The sequence below is a fragment of the Streptomyces sp. NPDC097595 genome, from assembly GCF_044761525.1.
Lineage (GTDB): Bacteria > Actinomycetota > Actinomycetes > Streptomycetales > Streptomycetaceae > Streptomyces > Streptomyces drozdowiczii_A.
Map to the genome: position 1 here is coordinate 1 of NZ_JBIWCN010000013.1, position 15,540 is coordinate 15,540.

The 15,540-nt window shown below is 72.3% G+C and carries 13 protein-coding genes; 6 read left to right on the forward strand and 7 right to left on the reverse strand.

The window, feature by feature from the left end; genetic code table 11:
• Nucleotides 1-455 precede the first annotated feature (455 nt).
• Entirely contained in the window at nt 456-905 is a 450-nt protein-coding gene (locus ACIQZN_RS20600) for a PTS glucose transporter subunit IIA (RefSeq protein ID WP_403995676.1), read from the forward strand.
• A 79-nt stretch (nt 906-984) separates the two neighbouring features.
• The gene (ptsP, locus tag ACIQZN_RS20605) at nt 985-2,655 is read left to right on the forward strand and encodes a phosphoenolpyruvate--protein phosphotransferase (protein ID WP_403995679.1); all 1,671 of its coding nucleotides are present in this window, start codon (nt 985-987) and stop codon (nt 2,653-2,655) included.
• Between the two features lie 67 nt (nt 2,656-2,722).
• On the opposite strand, the gene ACIQZN_RS20610 is transcribed toward ptsP, so the two are convergent.
• Both ACIQZN_RS20610 and ACIQZN_RS20615 read right to left on the reverse strand, forming a co-directional pair.
• Nucleotides 2,723-3,670, reverse strand: coding sequence for a hypothetical protein (locus ACIQZN_RS20610; protein ID WP_403995681.1), 948 nt, complete (start codon nt 3,668-3,670; stop codon nt 2,723-2,725).
• A 40-nt stretch (nt 3,671-3,710) separates the two neighbouring features.
• Entirely contained in the window at nt 3,711-5,687 is a 1,977-nt protein-coding gene (locus ACIQZN_RS20615; RefSeq protein WP_403995684.1) for an acetoacetate--CoA ligase, read from the reverse strand.
• Nucleotides 5,688-5,918: 231 nt separating this feature from the next.
• Here ACIQZN_RS20615 and ACIQZN_RS20620 point away from each other — a divergent pair, with 231 nt between their 5' ends.
• Complete coding sequence (locus tag ACIQZN_RS20620) at nt 5,919-8,480, forward strand: TIM-barrel domain-containing protein (protein ID WP_403995687.1); 2,562 nt, start codon at nt 5,919-5,921, stop codon at nt 8,478-8,480.
• A 43-nt stretch (nt 8,481-8,523) separates the two neighbouring features.
• On the opposite strand, the gene ACIQZN_RS20625 is transcribed toward ACIQZN_RS20620, so the two are convergent.
• On the reverse strand, nt 8,524-9,033 hold the full coding sequence (locus ACIQZN_RS20625) for an NUDIX domain-containing protein (RefSeq protein ID WP_403995690.1): 510 nt from the start codon (nt 9,031-9,033) through the stop codon (nt 8,524-8,526).
• Between the two features lie 121 nt (nt 9,034-9,154).
• Between ACIQZN_RS20625 and ACIQZN_RS20630 the strand changes: the two genes are divergently transcribed.
• Together ACIQZN_RS20630 and ACIQZN_RS20635 are read left to right on the forward strand one after the other, a co-directional pair.
• A complete protein-coding gene (locus tag ACIQZN_RS20630) occupies nt 9,155-9,961 on the forward strand; it encodes a M15 family metallopeptidase (RefSeq protein ID WP_403995693.1) in 807 nt (268 codons plus the stop codon).
• Nucleotides 9,962-10,077: 116 nt separating this feature from the next.
• The gene (locus tag ACIQZN_RS20635) at nt 10,078-10,428 is read left to right on the forward strand and encodes a DUF962 domain-containing protein (RefSeq protein ID WP_018103974.1); all 351 of its coding nucleotides are present in this window, start codon (nt 10,078-10,080) and stop codon (nt 10,426-10,428) included.
• Between the two features lie 44 nt (nt 10,429-10,472).
• On the opposite strand, the gene ACIQZN_RS20640 is transcribed toward ACIQZN_RS20635, so the two are convergent.
• From ACIQZN_RS20640 to ACIQZN_RS20655, 4 genes are read right to left on the reverse strand one after another with little or no spacing between them, the layout of a single operon-like run.
• Nucleotides 10,473-11,078: a GTP-binding protein gene (locus ACIQZN_RS20640; protein WP_403995697.1), complete on the reverse strand. Its 606-nt coding sequence runs from the start codon at nt 11,076-11,078 to the stop codon at nt 10,473-10,475.
• Nucleotides 11,059-11,481 carry a DUF742 domain-containing protein gene (locus tag ACIQZN_RS20645; RefSeq protein WP_403995700.1) on the reverse strand — a complete coding sequence of 141 codons (423 nt, stop codon included), beginning with the start codon at nt 11,479-11,481 and terminating at the stop codon, nt 11,059-11,061. Before ACIQZN_RS20645 ends, ACIQZN_RS20640 begins: the two co-directional genes overlap by 20 nt.
• 9 nt (nt 11,482-11,490) lie before the next feature.
• On the reverse strand, nt 11,491-11,934 hold the full coding sequence (locus ACIQZN_RS20650; RefSeq protein ID WP_403995702.1) for a roadblock/LC7 domain-containing protein: 444 nt from the start codon (nt 11,932-11,934) through the stop codon (nt 11,491-11,493).
• On the reverse strand, nt 11,931-14,687 hold the full coding sequence (locus ACIQZN_RS20655) for a nitrate- and nitrite sensing domain-containing protein (protein ID WP_403995705.1): 2,757 nt from the start codon (nt 14,685-14,687) through the stop codon (nt 11,931-11,933). The genes ACIQZN_RS20650 and ACIQZN_RS20655 overlap by 4 nt, the downstream gene beginning before the upstream one ends.
• Nucleotides 14,688-15,086: 399 nt before the next feature.
• Here ACIQZN_RS20655 and ACIQZN_RS20660 point away from each other — a divergent pair, with 399 nt between their 5' ends.
• Nucleotides 15,087-15,536 carry a hypothetical protein gene (locus ACIQZN_RS20660; protein WP_403995708.1) on the forward strand — a complete coding sequence of 150 codons (450 nt, stop codon included), beginning with the start codon at nt 15,087-15,089 and terminating at the stop codon, nt 15,534-15,536.
• The last annotated feature ends 4 nt before the right edge of the window (nt 15,537-15,540 follow it).

A 15,540-nucleotide genomic window follows, 5' to 3' on the forward strand; every position in this document is an offset into this window, starting at 1 on the left:
TTCTGGGGCTTTCCTCCGGGCGCTTCCCTTCGTTCTTGCGTTTCCGACTCTATCAGACTCTTTCGTGTCCGATTCCCGGTCGAAGCGGGTCAAGCCATTTTCGCTTTCCAGTTCTTCGCTTTCGCGTTTCCCTTTCCGGCGAGTCCGACACTATCAAACCTTTCCGGTCCCCCTGACCGGCCCCCCGCAGACATGCGGGTGCCCGATTTCGGGTTAGGGTTTGGGCTCAATAGCCGCTGCCGACCCCCGACTCAAAGTCGCGTTGGGGCCAGGCAGGAGTACGACAGTACAGGCTGCCGGGAGTCGAGGCAAATCGTTTCCGGTGCGCCCCTAGGTCCTCGAACCGTCAGGACTCGGGCGGAACCGGGACTTCTTATGACTTACTCTGCTGAGCAGTACGCCGTCCTCCTATCAAGCCGTGGCGGCACCTTCGAAGCTCCACTGGGAGGCCCCCCATGACCAACGTGACGTCCCCTCTTGCCGGACGTGCCATTGGGCTCGCTGCCGTACCCGACCCCGTCTTCTCCGGCGCGATGGTCGGTCCGGGCACCGCGATCGACCCCGTCCGCGAGCCCTCCGAGGCGGTCGCGCCCGTCGACGGCATCGTCGTCTCCCTCCACCCGCACGCCTTCGTGGTGGTCGACAGCGAGGGGCACGGTGTGCTCACGCACCTGGGCATCGACACGGTCCAGCTCAACGGCGAGGGCTTCGAGCTGCTCGTGAGCAAGGGCGACACCGTCACCCGCGGCCAGGGCGTCGTCCGTTGGGACCCCGCCGCCGTCGAGAAGGCCGGCAAGTCGCCGATCTGCCCGATCGTGGCCCTGGAGGCGACCGCCGACTCCCTCTCCGACCTGGCCGAGTCCGGCGACGTAACGGTCGGCGACTCCCTGTTCGGCTGGCAGTAACGCGATCGGCGCAGTGACAGCCGACTGGATATCCACCACCGCGGAGGCAACGGCCACCGCACGACCGGAGACGGGTGAAATGGAGACAACGCTGCGAGGCGTAGGCGTGAGCCACGGTGTGGCGATCGGCGAGGTACGGCACATGGGCACCGCGGTGCTCGAACCGCCGGCCAAGCAGATCCCGGCCGAGGAGGCCGAGCGCGAGCAGGGGCGGGCCCGGCAGGCCGTGGAGGCCGTGGCCGCCGACCTCATCGCGCGCGGCAACCTGGCCGGTGGCGAGGCCCAGCACGTGCTGGAGGCCCAGGCCATGATGGCCCAGGACCCCGAGCTCATGGCCGATGTCGAACGTCGCATCGCCGTCGGGAGCACCGCCGAGCGCGGTGTGTACGACGCGTTCGCCTCGTACCGGGCGCTCCTCGCCGGTGCCGGCGAGTACCTGGCGGGCCGGGTCGCCGACCTCGACGACGTCCGCAACCGCATCGTGGCGCGGCTGCTCGGTGTGCCGATGCCCGGCGTGCCGGACAGCGACGAGCCCTACGTGCTGATCGCCCGGGACCTCGCGCCCGCCGACACGGCGCTGCTGGACCCCGCGTTGGTCCTCGGCTTCGTCACCGAGGAGGGCGGGCCGACCAGCCACAGCGCCATCCTGGCCCGGGCGCTCGGTGTCCCCGCCGTGGTGGCCCTGCCCGGCGCCGGTGAGCTGGCCGAGGGCACGCTCATCGCCGTGGACGGCAGCACCGGCGAGATCTTCGTGGACCCGAGCGACGCCAAGCGGGCGGAGCTGGAGAGCGCCGCCGCCGCACGCAAGGCCGCGCTGACCGCCGCGACGGGCCCCGGTGCCACGTCGGACGGTCACAAGGTGCCGCTCCTCGCCAACGTCGGCGGTCCCGCTGACGTACCGGCGGCCGTGGAGGCGGGTGCGGAGGGCGTCGGCCTGTTCCGTACCGAGTTCCTCTTCCTGGACGACAGCAAGCAGGCGCCGTCCGAGGAGAAGCAGATCGCCGCGTACCGCGCGGTGCTCGAAGCCTTCCCCGAGGGGCGCGTCGTGGTGCGTGTGCTGGACGCGGGCGCGGACAAGCCGCTCGACTTCCTGACCCCGGCGGACGAGCCGAACCCGGCGCTGGGCGTGCGTGGGCTGCGGAGCCTGCTGGACCACCCGGACGTGCTGCGTACCCAGCTGACCGCGCTGTCGAAGGCCGCCGAGGGGCTGCCCGTCTACCTTGAGGTCATGGCGCCCATGGTGGCCGACCGCGCGGATGCCAAGGCTTTCGCCGATGCCTGCCGCGAGGCCGGGCTGAACGCGAAGTTCGGCGCGATGGTCGAGATCCCGTCCGCCGCGCTGCGGGCGCGTTCGGTGCTCCAGGAGGTGGAGTTCCTGTCGCTGGGCACCAACGACCTGGCGCAGTACACCTTCGCCGCCGACCGGCAGGTGGGTGCCGTCTCCCGGCTCCAGGACCCGTGGCAGCCGGCGCTGCTGGATCTGGTCGCGCTGTCCGCCGAGGCCGCGAAGGCCGAGGGCAAGAGCTGTGGTGTGTGTGGTGAGGCGGCCTCCGATCCGCTGCTCGCCTGTGTGCTGACGGGTCTGGGTGTGACGTCCCTGTCGATGGGTGCGGCCTCCATTCCCTACGTCCGCGCCACGCTGGCCAAGTACACGCTGGCGCAGTGTGAGCGGGCCGCTTCGGCCGCGCGTGCGGCCGACTCCGCCGAGGAGGCGCGCCGGGCGGCGCAGGCGGTGCTCTCGGGCGAGTAGTCCTGGACCGGACGACGCGAGGTGAAGGGGCTTTCCGCCGGGACCGGCGGGAAGCCCCTTCGTCATGTCAGCGGTGCTCCTCCGGTTCGTCGGCGCCGATGTCGAAGCCCGCGCAGTACTCCACACCGGACTCGGGGGCGACGGGTTCGCCCGTGTCCGCGTCGGTGCAGTAGGCGCTGAAGACCTCGCCGGCGGTGAGCGGGTCGAGGGTGCCCCGGCTCAGCCGCCAGCCGTGCACGCGGTCCGGGGCGCCGGGGGTGCTCGTACGCAGGACGACTCCGCCGTGGCTCTCCAGGGCGATGGCGACGGCGAGGACGCTCACGAACTCGGCGCCCTCCGAGGTGTCGAGCAGGACGGACCCCGCGGTGAGGTGGTCGGTGTGCAGGGCGGCGAGCAGCTGGTCGTGCTCCGTGGGGGTGCTGCACACCAGGTGGTGGGTGCCGGGTCCGGCCGCTTCCAGGGTGCGTTCCAGGAGGTGGGATGCGCGGTCGAAGGCGGCGCTGCCGATGTCCCGGCCGCAGTCCGCGCAGTCGCCGAGGCCGGCCAGGAGCATCGTGGCGTACTCCCAGGTGGCGCGGCGGACCGCGCGGCCGACGAGGACCTGGATCAGGGCGTCCAGGGGCTGTCCTTCGTAGGTGACGGTGGCTCCGCAGGCGGCGATCTCCGCGGTGAAGCGGCTGCGGCCGGCCGGGGTGTCGGGGGCGATGCCGGCCTCCGCGCAGTACTGCACGTACTCCTGCGGGTCGAAGAGGGCGACCGTCGTGTGCACGCCCTGTGCGGTGAGGGCCCTGAGCAGGGCCTCCACCTGTTCCAGGTAGACGCCGTGGTCGTCGAAGGTGAAGGTGCGGAAGCGGCGCATCGCCGCGAAGTCCTCCTCATCGGTCAGCAGGCCGATCGTGGTGGGTGCTTCGCGGCGCAGCGTGCGTCGCATGGTGGTGGTCACGGTCCGTCCGTGGACGGTGGTCCGCTTGTTCCTTGTCTGCGCCATGATGTCCCCCAGTGCGCTGTCGATCATTGCTCACTCAGCGTAACCATGGGCACTGACAACGGGGTGGTCAGCGGCGTTCGCGGGCCAGCTTCTCGTAGAAGTGGAGGAGCTCCAGGTTGTCGATCGAACCGGGGTTGACGGCCTTTTCCAGGGCTGTTCCCTGGAGCAGGCGCTTGACCGGAACCTCGATGCGCTTGCCAGTAAGGGTGTGCGGGATGCCGGGGACCTCGATGACCTCGTCGGGGACGTGGCGGGGCGAGAGGTTCTCGCGGATGGTGCGCTTGATGCTGTCGCGGAGGGCGTCGTCCAGGGTGGCGCCTTCGGCGAGGTGGACGAAGAGCGGCATCCAGTAGCCGCCGTTCGGTTCCTCCAGGCCGATGACGAGCGATTCGCGGATCTCGGGGAGGCGTTCGACGGCTTCGTAGATGTCGGCGGAGCCCATGCGGACGCCCTGCCGGTTGAGGGTGGAGTCGGAGCGGCCGTGGATGACGACGGAGCCGCGGTCGGTGATCGTGATCCAGTCGCCGTGGCGCCAGACGCCGGGGTACACGTCGAAGTAGCTGTCGTGGTAGCGGCTGCCGTCGGGGTCGTTCCAGAAGCGGACCGGCATGGAGGGCATCGGCGCGGTCACGACGAGCTCGCCGACCTCGCCGGTCAGGGGTTCGCCCGCGGGGTCCCAGGAGTGGAGGTCCACGCCGAGGCTGGCGGCCTGGAGCTCGCCGATGTGGACGGGGAGGGTGGGCACCGCGCCGGCGAAGCAGGTGCAGACGTCGGTGCCGCCGCTGACGGAGGCGATCCAGAGGTCGTCGGCGACCTCGTCGTGGAGCCAGCGGAAGCCGTCGGGCGGGAGCGGGGAGCCGGTGGTGGCGACGCACTGGACGCGGGAGAGGTCGAAGTCGCGTCCCGGGTGGACGCCGGCTTTGCGGCAGGCCATGACATAGGCGGCCGAGGTGCCGTAGAGGGTGGCGCCGGTCTGTTCGGCGACGCGCCACTGGGCGCTGACGTCCGGGTAGCCCGGGCTTCCGTCGTAGAGCACGACGGTGGCGCCGGTGAGGAGGCCGGAGACGAGGAAGTTCCACATCATCCAGCCGGTGGAGGTGTACCAGAAGAAGCGGTCCTCGGGGCCGAGGTCGCAGTGGAGGCCGAGCTGCTTCAAGTGCTCGACCACGATGCCGCCCTGGGACTGGACGATGGCCTTGGGCAGGCCGGTGGTGCCCGAGGAGTAGAGGACCCAGAGCGGGTGGTCGAAGGGGACCTGCTCGAAGACCGGTTCGGTGTCGGCGGAGGTGAGGTCCGCCCAGTCGAGGGCGCCCTCGGGGGCTTCGGTGCCGAGCAGCGGGATGTGCACGACGGCGCGCAGGGTGGGCAGTTCGCGGCGGAGCTCGGCGACGGTGTCGGCGCGGTGGTGCTCCTTGCCGCCGTAGCGGTAGCCGTCGACGGTGAACAGGACGACGGGTTCGACCTGCTGGAAGCGGTCGAGGACGCTGCGGGCTCCGAAGTCGGGGGCGCAGGAGGTCCAGATCCCGCCGACGGCCGCGGTGGCGAGGAAGGCGACGACGGCCTGCGGGATGTTGGGGAGGTAGCCGCTGACGCGGTCGCCGGGGGTGACGCCGAGTGCGCGGAGTTCGGCGGCGAGCGAGCCGACCTGGCGGCGGAGCTCGGACCAGGAGGTCGGGGCCTGGGTGTGGCTCTCGTCCACGTGGAGCAGGGCTGGCGCGTCGGCGCGCAGGGGGTCCTCGGAGGCGCGCAGCGCGTGCTCGGCGTAGTTGAGGGTGGCGCCGGTGAACCAGGTGGCGCCGGGCATCGAGCGGTCGCCGATGACCTCTTCGTACGGGGTGGAGAAGCGGACGTCGAACCACTCGGCGACGGCCTTCCAGAAGGTGGCGAGCTCGTCGACGGACCAGCGGTGCAGACTGGCGTAGCCGCCCTCGGCGGGGGCGCCGTGGTGTTCGGCGGCCCAGCTCTGGAACCGGGTGACGGCGGCGGCCGCGATGCGGTCGGGGCCGGGCTGCCACAGGGGGGCTTCGTCGGCTGCTGAGGTCATGGGGGCGGCTCCCTGGCTGTAGCGGGTACGCGGAGTGTGCGCAGGCCGCGCGCACGTGCGGGGTGTGCGCGTGAGGCGACGTCACGGACGATGCCATGTGATCGTCCCGAGCACCAGGGTTGCCCGTACATGCTGTCGTGTCCCGGTATGTGGTCGGGCCATGTCCGGTGCGGGGTGAACGGAAGTTGAACGGCGTCTGTTCGCGGGCGGGCGGGTGGCAGGGTGGGCGGCATGGACGGTCGTGACCTGGTGCGCTCGGTGAAACTGGTGGGTTCGAAGCGGGGGCTGCGCACGGTGCGTGCGGCGTGGCGCCGGGCGCGTGCGGACGCGCGGGCGCTACCGGGGCGCGGGCCGGAGCGGGCGCGGGTGCCGGGTCAGGTGACGGGGGCGGAGCCGGGGCCCGGGGGCGGTGTGGTGCGGTTCGCCCGTTCGGAGCTGCGGATTCGGGTGGCGGTGGGCGGTGCGGTGTTCTGGGGGTGGGACGGGGCTGAGCCGGGGCCGTCGTACGCGGTGGACGGGGAGGCGCCCGCCACGAATCCGCGGGCGGTGCTGGAGCCGGGTACGGACGGCGGCTGGCAGGTGGTGGCGGAGCGGCTGACGGTCGCGGTGTCGCGGCACGGGGCGGTGGAGCTGCGGACGCCGGGCGGGGTGGTGCTGCGCCGGGAGCTGCCGCCGCGCTGGTGGGAGCCGGTGGCCGGCGGGGCGGCCCGGTGGGTGCAGCGTTCGGAGGTGGCGGCGGACGCGCGGTTCTTCGGGCTCGGCGGGCGGGCTGCGGGGCCCCGGCTGCGGGACGGGTCGTACGCGTTGTGGAACACGGACCCGGGCGGGCGGTTCGGGCCGGGGGACGATCCGCTGTATCTGACGATGCCGGTGCAGCTGGTGGTGGCGGACGCGGGGACGCACCTGGTCTTCTACGACAACTCCTGGTCGGGCCAGGTGTCGTTGCGGGAGGGGAAGGAGGGCGCGGGGTCCGGGCACGACCGGCCGGGCGCTTCGGAGATACGGGTGGACGGCGGTCCGCTGCGCTGCTGGGCGGTGGCGGGTACGCCGGCCCGGGTGCTGGCGGGGTGGTCGGCGCTGACGGGGGCGGCCGCGGTGCCGCCGTCCTGGGCGCTGGGTCCTGTCTGGGGTTCCCCGTCGTCTGCGCGGAGCGCGGGCGTCGGGGCGGTCGGTGCGTGCGATCGGTGTGCGGGGGCACAGGTCATGTGGCGGAGCCACCTGTCCTGGGGCGCCGTGCGGCGAGCAATGGGGTCTCCCCCGGTCGAGCGAAGCCGAGAGCTTGGGGAAGTGCCGGGCGCCGCGGCGCAGACGGGGAACTCCAGACAGGACCCAGGTCCGCAGCACGCCCGGTGGGGGTTCGGGTCGGAACGGGAGGTCCGGCGGATCGTGGCGGGGTATCGGGAGCGGGGCCTGCCGTTGTCGGTGCTGCACCTGGACATCGACCACTACGACGGGCACCGGGTGTTCACCGTGGACCGGGGGCGGTTCCCGGATCTGCCGGGGCTGGCCGAGGAGTTGCGGGAGGCCGGGGTGCGGCTGGTGTCGATCGTGGACCCGGCGGTCGCCGCGGTCCGGGGGAACGCGGTCTACGACTCCGGGCGGGCGGTGGGTGCTTCGGGCGCGTTCGTCCGGGACGCGCGCGGGCGTGAGGTGCGCGGGGAGGTGTGGCCCGGTGCGTGCGTCTATCCGGACTTCACGGATCCGGGGGTACGGGAGTGGTGGGGCGGGCTGTACGCGGAGCGGCTGGCGCAGGGCTTCTCCGGGGTGTGGCACGACATGAACGAACCGGTGTCGTTCGCGGCGTTCGGTGACCCGTCGTTGCCGCGTTCGGCGCGCCACGCGCTGGAGGGGCGCGGCGGTGACCACCGGGAGGCGCACAACGTGTACGGCCTGGCGATGGCGCGGGCCGGTTACGAGGGGCTGGCCCGGCTGCGGCCGGAGGAGCGGCCGTTCCTGTTCTCGCGTTCCGGCTGGGCGGGGATGCAGCGGTACGGGGGCACCTGGTCCGGTGATGTGGCGACGGGCTGGCCGGGGTTGCGGGCGTCGTTGGCGCTGGTCCTGGGGCTCGGGCTGTGCGGGGTGCCGTACTCGGGTCCGGATGTGGGCGGGTTCGACGGGTCGCCGTCGCCCGAGCTGTATCTGCGGTGGTTCCAACTGGGCGCGTACCTGCCGCTGTTCCGTACGCACGCGGCGATCGACGCGGGGCGCCGGGAGCCGTGGGAGTTCGGTCCCGAGGTGCTGGCGGGGGCGCGGGACGTGCTGCTGGAGCGGGAGCGGTTGCGGCCGTACTGGGTGACCCTGGCGCGGCTGGCGGCGCTGACGGGCGCGCCGTACGTACGGCCGCTGTGGTGGTCGGTGCCCGGGGACCGGGGGCTGCGGGACTGCGAGGACGCGTTCCTGCTGGGTGACGCCCTCCTGGTGGCGCCCGTAATGGAGCCGGGGGTGGTGCGGCGGGCGGTGCGGCTGCCGCCGGGGCGCTGGTACGACACGGTGAGCGGGGCGGTGTACGAGGGGCCGGGGCGGGTGGTGGTGGAGGCGCCGCTGTCCCGGGTGCCGGTGCTGGCCCGGGCGGGGGCGGTGATTCCGGTGCGGGGTGCGGACGGCGGGCTTGAGCTGGAGGTGTGGGCGCCGGTGGCGGGGCGTCCGGGTGGCGGGACGGTGGTCCGGGACGCGGGTGACGGCTGGGAGCCGGTGGTGGTCGAGCGGTACACGTCCCGGCTGGAGGGCGGGCGCGTCGTGGTGGAGCGGGACGGCGGGGCGGTGGAGTGGCCGGTGCGGGTGCGGGGTGTGTGAGCGTGGCGCTGCGGCGTACCCGGCGGGGCGGCGGCGCGGGGGTTCAGCGGTAGCGGCCGGCGAACCAGCGGTGGACGGCCTCGGTGTGGAGGGGGAAGGCGAGCGGGGCGGGGGCGGTGAGCAGGGTGTGGCCGGACGTCTCGTCGGTGGGGGCGGACGGCGGGAGCGTGGCGGCGGGCCGTTCGGGGAGGAGTCCGAAGAGGAGCAGGTGTCCGGCGGGTGAGCTGAGGGCGTCGGCGAGGCGGACGTCCTCGGGGCGTGCCTCGATGCGGGTCTCCTCGCGCAGTTCCCGTACGACGGCGTGCTGCCAGTCCTCGGCGTGGTCGATGAAGCCGCCGGGCAGGGCGAGGCCGCCGCGTGCGGGTTCGATGGTGCGGGTGATGACGACGAGGCCGGTGGTGTCGCCTTCGGTGACGGGGAGCAGGGCGACGGCGACCGGGAGCGGGTTGCGGTAGGCGGTCTCGCCGCAGGCGGCGCAGGTGCGGGGCCAGGTGTCGGGGGCCGGGAGGCCGGTGTACGCGGCTCCGCAGGCGGGGCAGTGGGAGAACGTCATGGGCTGCTCCGTTCCTCGGGGGGCCGGCTCTCGTGGTGACCGGGCGGGGAACCGGTGGCGGACACGCGCGGACTGTACCGGATCGCCTTTGCGGCGGGCGCGGACCGTGGAGGATGTGCTCATGACAGCCATCGCGACCGCTTTCCGTGCCCTGGCGGCCACCGCCGCCGCCCTGCTCGCCGTGACCGTCACCGCCCCGGTGGCGCAGGCGAAACCCGAGCCCAAGGCGCCCCGGGAGTTCGTCTCGCTGCGTTCGGTGGACCCCACGATCATCCAGGAGATGCGTTACTCCACCGCCCACGACTTCATGGGCGAGCCCGTGGACGGCTACCGCCGGCCGCTCTGCATCCTGACCCGGCCGGCCGCCGAGGCCCTGCACCGCGCGCAGCTCCGGCTGCTGCGCCAGGGCTACTCGCTGAAGGTGTACGACTGTTACCGCCCGCAGCGGGCCGTCGACCACTTCGTGCGGTGGGCGAAGGATCTGGACGACGAGACGATGAAGGGCGAGTTCTATCCCCGGGTCGACAAGTCCCGCCTGTTCGCCGACGGTTACATCGCTGAGAAGTCCGGGCACAGCCGGGGCAGCACCGTGGACCTGACGCTCGTACGGCTGCCCGCGCTGCCGACCAGGCCGTACCACCCGGGCCAGAAGCTGGTGCCGTGCTACGCGCCGCAGGCCGACCGCTTCCCGGACAACTCGGTGGACATGGGCACGGGTTTCGACTGCTTCGACACGCTCTCGCACACCGATGATCCCCGTATCCAGGGTGTGCAGCGCGCCCATCGGCAATTCCTGAAGAAGACGCTCACCGAGGCCGGTTTCGTGAACCTGGCCGAGGAGTGGTGGCACTACACCTTCCAGCCCGAGGCGTTCCCCGACACCTACTTCGACTTCCCGGTGGCCCGCAGGTCGGTCGCCGGGCACTGAGCCGGCACGAAGGAACGGGCGACCGGGACCACCCCCGTGGGTTCCGGCCGCCCGTTCTCCTTTTCGGACGCGGCGCAGCCGTTTCCGGTTGCCGGATCGGCCATTACGGTGCCGGTATGTCACAGCAGACGTTCGATTCGTACGAAGAGTTCTGGCCGTACTACGTCGCGATGCACTCGCGGGCGGCGACCCGCTGGGTGCATCTCACCGGCACCCTGACCGGCCTCGCCATCAGCGCGTACGGGCTGGCGCGCGGCCGCAAGCGGTATCTGGCCGCGCTGCCGCTCATCGGGTACGGCACGGCCTGGCCCGCGCACTTCCTGATCGAGAAGAACAACCCGGCCACCTTCGGCCACCCGGCCTGGTCGCTGCGCGGTGACGCGCAGATGATCCGGATGATGCTGGCCGGGCGCGACCACGAGCTGGCGCAGACCGCCGAGAAGTGGCTGGCGGAGAACGGCCGTTAGGGCCTTTCGTTTGGATCAGCCCGGCATGATCCAAACGAAAGGCCCTAGGTCGTGACCGGCTCGCGCGGGCGGTCCGCGCGGGCCAGGGCGTGTTCGACCACGGCCACCAGCACATCGCGTGCCGAGGCCCGGTCCCGCGCGTCGCACATCAGGAGCGGCACCTGCGGGTCCAGGTCGAGCGCCGCCCGTACCGTCTCCTCCGGGAACAGCTCCGCGCCCTCGAAGCGGTTGACGGCGACGGCGAACGGGATCTCGCGGCGCTCGAAGTAGTCGACGGCCGCGAAGCAGTCGGCCAGGCGGCGGGTGTCCGCGAGCACGACCGCGCCCAGCGCGCCCTGCGCCAGCTCGTCCCAGAGGAACCAGAACCTGTCCTGGCCCGGCGTGCCGAAGAGGTACAGCACCAGGTCCTCGCGGAGCGTGATCCGCCCGAAGTCCATGGCCACGGTCGTCGTGGTCTTCGCTTCGACGCCGTCCAGGTCGTCCACCGGACGGCCGGCCTCGGTCAGCCGTTCCTCCGTGCGCAGCGGCCTGATCTCGCTGACCGCGCCCACCAGCGTCGTCTTGCCCACTCCGAAGCCGCCCGCCACCAGGATCTTGAGGGTGACGGGCTCCACGGGCCGCCTGCTGCGGCTAGAGCGCCCGAAGGCCATTGATCACCTCACGGAGAATGTTCACGTCCGGCAGCTCGGCCGGCGGAACGGGACGGGTCACGTGGACCAGCTCGTCGTCCACGAGATCGCCCACCAGCACCCGTACCACGCCCACGGGCAGGTCCAGGGAGGAGGCGAGCTCGGCGATCGACTGGGGCAGCTCACCGCAGAGTTCGAGGATCTCGACGTGTTCCGGGGAGAGCAGCTGGTCGTTGTCGGGGTCGTCGGCCGCGGGTTCGGGCACGACGATCGCGATCAGGTCGAGTCGGTGGCGGGACGCACTGCTGGTGCGCCCGCGGGTCATCGCGTAGGGGCGGACGACGGGCCCCGCGTCGTCGTCGTACCAGCGCGGGGTCCGCGGCCTTTCCGGGGTCTCCGGGGAACCGGGCGATGCGGCGCTCATGGCGTCCGCTCACCCCCCGGAGGGCTGACCGGCCGTCCGGGGCGCGTTGGCCAGGTGGCTCCCCACGCGCTTGACCATGAGCGTCATCTCGTACGCCACCTGCCCCACGTCCGATTCGGATTCGGCGAGCACGGCCAGACAGCTGCCGTCACCGGCCGCCGTGACGAAGAGGAACGCCTCGTCCAGCTCCACGACGGTCTGGCGGACCCTGCCCGCGTCGAAGTGGCGGCCGACGCCCTTCGCCAGGCTGTGGAAGCCGGAGGCCACGGCGGCCAGATGCTCGCTGTCCTCCCGCGTCAGGTCCTTGGAGGCGCCGGTGGGCAGCCCGTCGCTGGAGAGCACCAGCGCCTTGCGGATGCTGGCGACGCGCGCGACGAGTTCGTCGAGGAGCCAGTTGAGTTCACCGGACCCCTGGCGTTCGGATTCGGTTGCGGCGGCGTTCGGTGCGGTCATGGACCGTCCCCTCCCGGAGTGGTTCCTGGTGCGATGTCGCCGGGGCCCGTCGGGTCCTCGGCGTTCTCCTGGCGGCCGCGCTGCCAGCCGCGCTGGAGCGAAGCCATACGGCTGCGTACCTCTTCGGCGTCCCGCTCGATGTCGTCGGCGCTCTCCACCGGGGCGGGCCGCGCCGTGCGGCCGTCCGGCCCCTCGCGCAGCTGCGGGGCGAGGCTGGCCTGCCGGACGCGTCGGGGCAGGCCGCCCACGGTGTCGGGGGCGGGTTCGGGCGTACGGGGTGCGGGCACGGCGGGGCGGCGGTCGCCCCTTCGGTCCACCGGGCGGGCCGGCTCGCGCTCCCCCGGGCGGGCCGGTTCGCGGTCATCGGACGCGGGATGGGCGCGGCCGTCCCCGTCGACCCGGCGGCCGCGGTCGGTGACCAGCGTCGGCGGGCGGCGCCGGCGGGGCAGCGGCCGGACGCCCTCGGGGTGCAGCGCCCGCACCCCGTCGTCCGGGGCCTGCTGGTGCTGCTCGCGGTCGCCCTCGCGGCGCAGGGCGCGGGCGCGGAAGATGCCGCCGCGTTCGCTCTCGGTGTCCTCCAGGTCGGAGACGCCGTCGAGCACGGAGTCGAGCCCGGGGCCCGCCACCGCTTCGAGGACCGGGTCGCGGGTGAAGTCCAGCGGCTCGTCGCCCTCCAACTCGACCGGGCCGTTGAGGAGGCCCGGGTCGACGAGTCCGGTGGGGACCGGCGAGAGGCCGTTCGGCCGGCCCGGCACCGAGTCGTCGGCCTCGGGGCGCCGGGTGTCGCCGTCCGGTGTGCTGCCGGAGATGGCCTTCTCGGCCCTGCGGTCGAGGCGGAAGCCGGTGCCGTGCGATTCGGGGGCGTCGGTCAGGAGGGCGGCCGGGATGAACACGACGGCGGTGGTGCCGCCGTACGGGGAGGTCTGGAGGGAGACCCGGACGTTCTGCCGCTGGGCGAGCCGGCTGACCACGAAGAGGCCGAGGCGGTCGGTGTCGGACAGCTCGAACTCGGGGGTCTCGGCGAGCCGGAGATTGGCGTCGAGCAGGACATCGGGGGGCATGCCGAGGCCCCGGTCGTGGATCTCCAGGGTGAAGCCGTTGGCGACGCGCTCGCCGTGCACCTGGACCGCGGTGTGCGGCGGCGAGAACACCGTGGCGTTCTCCAGGAGTTCGGCGATCAGATGAGTGAGGTCGGCGACGGCGGGGCCGCCCACCCCGATCCGGGGCAGCCGGCGGACCTCGATGCGTTCGTAGTCCTCCACCTCGGCGACGGCGGCCCGGACCACGTCCATCAGCTGGATGGGCTTGCGCCATTGCCGGGAGGGGGCGGCGCCGGAGAGGATCACCAGGCCTTCGGCGTGCCGGCGCATGCGGGTGGTGAGGTGGTCGAGGCGGAAGAGGTCGGCGAGTTCGTCGGTGTTCTCGGTGCGGCGCTCCATGGTGTCCAGGAGCGTGAGCTGGCGGTGGAGCAGGACCTGGTTGCGGCGGGCGAGGTTGACGAAGACCTCGGAGACGCCGCGGCGCATGTCGGCCTGTTTGACGGCGGCCTCGACGGCGGCGCGTTGCAGGGTGTTGAGGGCCTGGCCGACCTGGCCGATCTCGTCGCGCTCGTACTGGAGGTGCGGGGACTCGGTCTCCACGTCGACCTGTTCACCGGCGGCGAGGCGGCGCATCACGCTCGGCAGGCGGACGCCGGCGACCTCGTGGGCGTCCTTGCGGAGGCGGGTGAGGTCGCGGACGAGTTCGCGGCCGATGCGCACGGAGACGAAGACGGAGACGACGAGGGCGAGGAAGCCGAGGACGCCGGCGATGCCCGCCTTGATCAGGATGCCGTAGCCGGCGGGCTTGCCCCGGTCCTTGAAGCGGTTGTTCATCTCCGTGGAGTCGTTGGCCAGCCGTTCCAGGGCGGCCGGGGCGACCTCCTGCCAGCGGGCGGCGTCGGCGGTGCGCGGGCTGGTGGTGGGGCCCCGCGAGATGATCCCGTCCTCGGCGGAGAGCAGCGGTTCGCTGTCGGGGCCCTGCCAGTACTCCTGGACGCGGCGGCGTTCGGAGGCGGGAAGGAGGTCGAGGTTGGTCTCGTAGAGCAGGCCGCGCTGGGCGACGAGGTCGGATATCTGGCGGAGTTCGGGGGCGGTGAGGCGGCCGGCCAGAAGTCCGGAGGCGACCAGGGCGTCTTCCCTGGAGAGCATTTCGCGGGCGCGGGACAGGCCGGTCAGTGCCCGGACCTGCCGGTCCATGGAGACGTTCTCCATGGTGTGCAGACCGGTCAGGAATCGGTAGCAGGGGTCGATCAGGCGGTTGTAGTACGCCATCGCCTTGAGCCGGCCGATGGTGCGTTTGTCGACGGAGTCGCGCAGGGCGTCGAGTCCTTCGACGGCGCCGAGTATCGAGCCGAGCTGGGTCTCGGCGGTCGGGCCGAGCGCGTCGCGGATGTCCTTCTGCCCGGCGCTCGCGCGTACCTCGGCCACGACCCGGTCGGTGGCGGCGCGCTGCCGGCGCAGCACGGGCAGGGCGTCGGAGGCACGCGGGTCGGCGAGGAAGACCAGCGTCTGGCGGCGTTCGCTCTGGATGACCCGGACGGTGTCCTCCAGCGGGTGGCCGACCTTCTCCACGACGGTGCTCGCGCCGAGCAGTTTCCCGGCCTCGCGCCCGGTGAGATAGGTGGCGAATCCCCAGAGGGCGGTGAGCGATACGAGAGGCACCACGAGCAACGCCACGATCTTCCTGCGGATGGACTTTCCGCGAAAGCGCATGCCTCCCCCAGGTCATCCCCGCGGGACCGGGGACGGGTTTCGTCAACAAACGGCGCGAGCCTACTACCGACACACAGACAACTCGAAGGCATGTCCGGACGATTTTCGGCCGCCTTACCGGGAGTTGACCATGGCTTGTCCCGGTATTCCAGGAGATGAAATTCACGAAAGCGACAGAAGAGGCCCTGGGGCATGGCAGGTTCCTTCACGTCCCGGTTGGCTGGAATTCTTCGTTTCGTGACGGGTGGGAGGAATCTTCACCGCTGACCACTCGTCTGTCTGTACGGGGGTAGGGGGACCAACGGGGCACGCTCGGGCGGACGGGACGGACCGGCCGCGTAGAAAGGGTGTATGCCGGGCAGCAACCCTGAAGTCGGACAGCGGTGGGAGTGAAGGGCCTTGGACACACAGGAGCGTGAGGGCGCGGTGGAGCCGGTGGGGGATGTGAGCGAGCCGGGGCGGCCGCCCCTGTGGGTGGAGGAGCCGACGACGCGGAGGCGCATGCCCGATCCGGTGCGGACGGCGGCGGTGCGGGCGGTGCTCGTCATGTCATTGACGATGATTCTGGCGATGGTGGCGTTCCTCACCGCCCTGGCCGGGTCCTGGCTCTCCTTCCCGATGGTGCTGAGCGGGGTGGCGAGCACGGTGGTGGCGACGTGGGCGGTGCTGGACGTCTGGGTCACCCGCCAGGTGTGGAACCAGCGCAACGGCGTGGTCTCCGAACCCAGCAGCTCGGCCCGGCAGTTGCGCCGCGAGCGGCGCAGGGCGCGGCGTGAGGCCCGCGCCGCGCAGCGGGACGCGGCGCGGATAGGCCACCGGGGCGCGGACCGCCGCCTCTCGCGGGCCTGACGCC

Excerpts from the sequence above, each read along its gene's own strand:
- ACIQZN_RS20600 (WP_403995676.1), top strand. The coding sequence starts at position 456 with ATGACCAACGTGACGTCCCCTCTTGCCGGACGTGCCATTGGGCTCGCT.
- ptsP (WP_403995679.1), top strand. The coding sequence starts at position 985 with ATGGAGACAACGCTGCGAGGCGTAGGCGTGAGCCACGGTGTGGCGATC.
- ACIQZN_RS20610 (WP_403995681.1), bottom strand. The coding sequence starts at position 3,670 with ATGATCGACAGCGCACTGGGGGACATCATGGCGCAGACAAGGAACAAG.
- ACIQZN_RS20615 (WP_403995684.1), bottom strand. The coding sequence starts at position 5,687 with ATGACCTCAGCAGCCGACGAAGCCCCCCTGTGGCAGCCCGGCCCCGAC.
- ACIQZN_RS20620 (WP_403995687.1), top strand. The coding sequence starts at position 5,919 with ATGGACGGTCGTGACCTGGTGCGCTCGGTGAAACTGGTGGGTTCGAAG.
- ACIQZN_RS20625 (WP_403995690.1), bottom strand. The coding sequence starts at position 9,033 with ATGACGTTCTCCCACTGCCCCGCCTGCGGAGCCGCGTACACCGGCCTC.
- ACIQZN_RS20630 (WP_403995693.1), top strand. The coding sequence starts at position 9,155 with ATGACAGCCATCGCGACCGCTTTCCGTGCCCTGGCGGCCACCGCCGCC.
- ACIQZN_RS20635 (WP_018103974.1), top strand. The coding sequence starts at position 10,078 with ATGTCACAGCAGACGTTCGATTCGTACGAAGAGTTCTGGCCGTACTAC.
- ACIQZN_RS20640 (WP_403995697.1), bottom strand. The coding sequence starts at position 11,078 with ATGGCCTTCGGGCGCTCTAGCCGCAGCAGGCGGCCCGTGGAGCCCGTC.
- ACIQZN_RS20645 (WP_403995700.1), bottom strand. The coding sequence starts at position 11,481 with ATGAGCGCCGCATCGCCCGGTTCCCCGGAGACCCCGGAAAGGCCGCGG.
- ACIQZN_RS20650 (WP_403995702.1), bottom strand. The coding sequence starts at position 11,934 with ATGACCGCACCGAACGCCGCCGCAACCGAATCCGAACGCCAGGGGTCC.
- ACIQZN_RS20655 (WP_403995705.1), bottom strand. The coding sequence starts at position 14,687 with ATGCGCTTTCGCGGAAAGTCCATCCGCAGGAAGATCGTGGCGTTGCTC.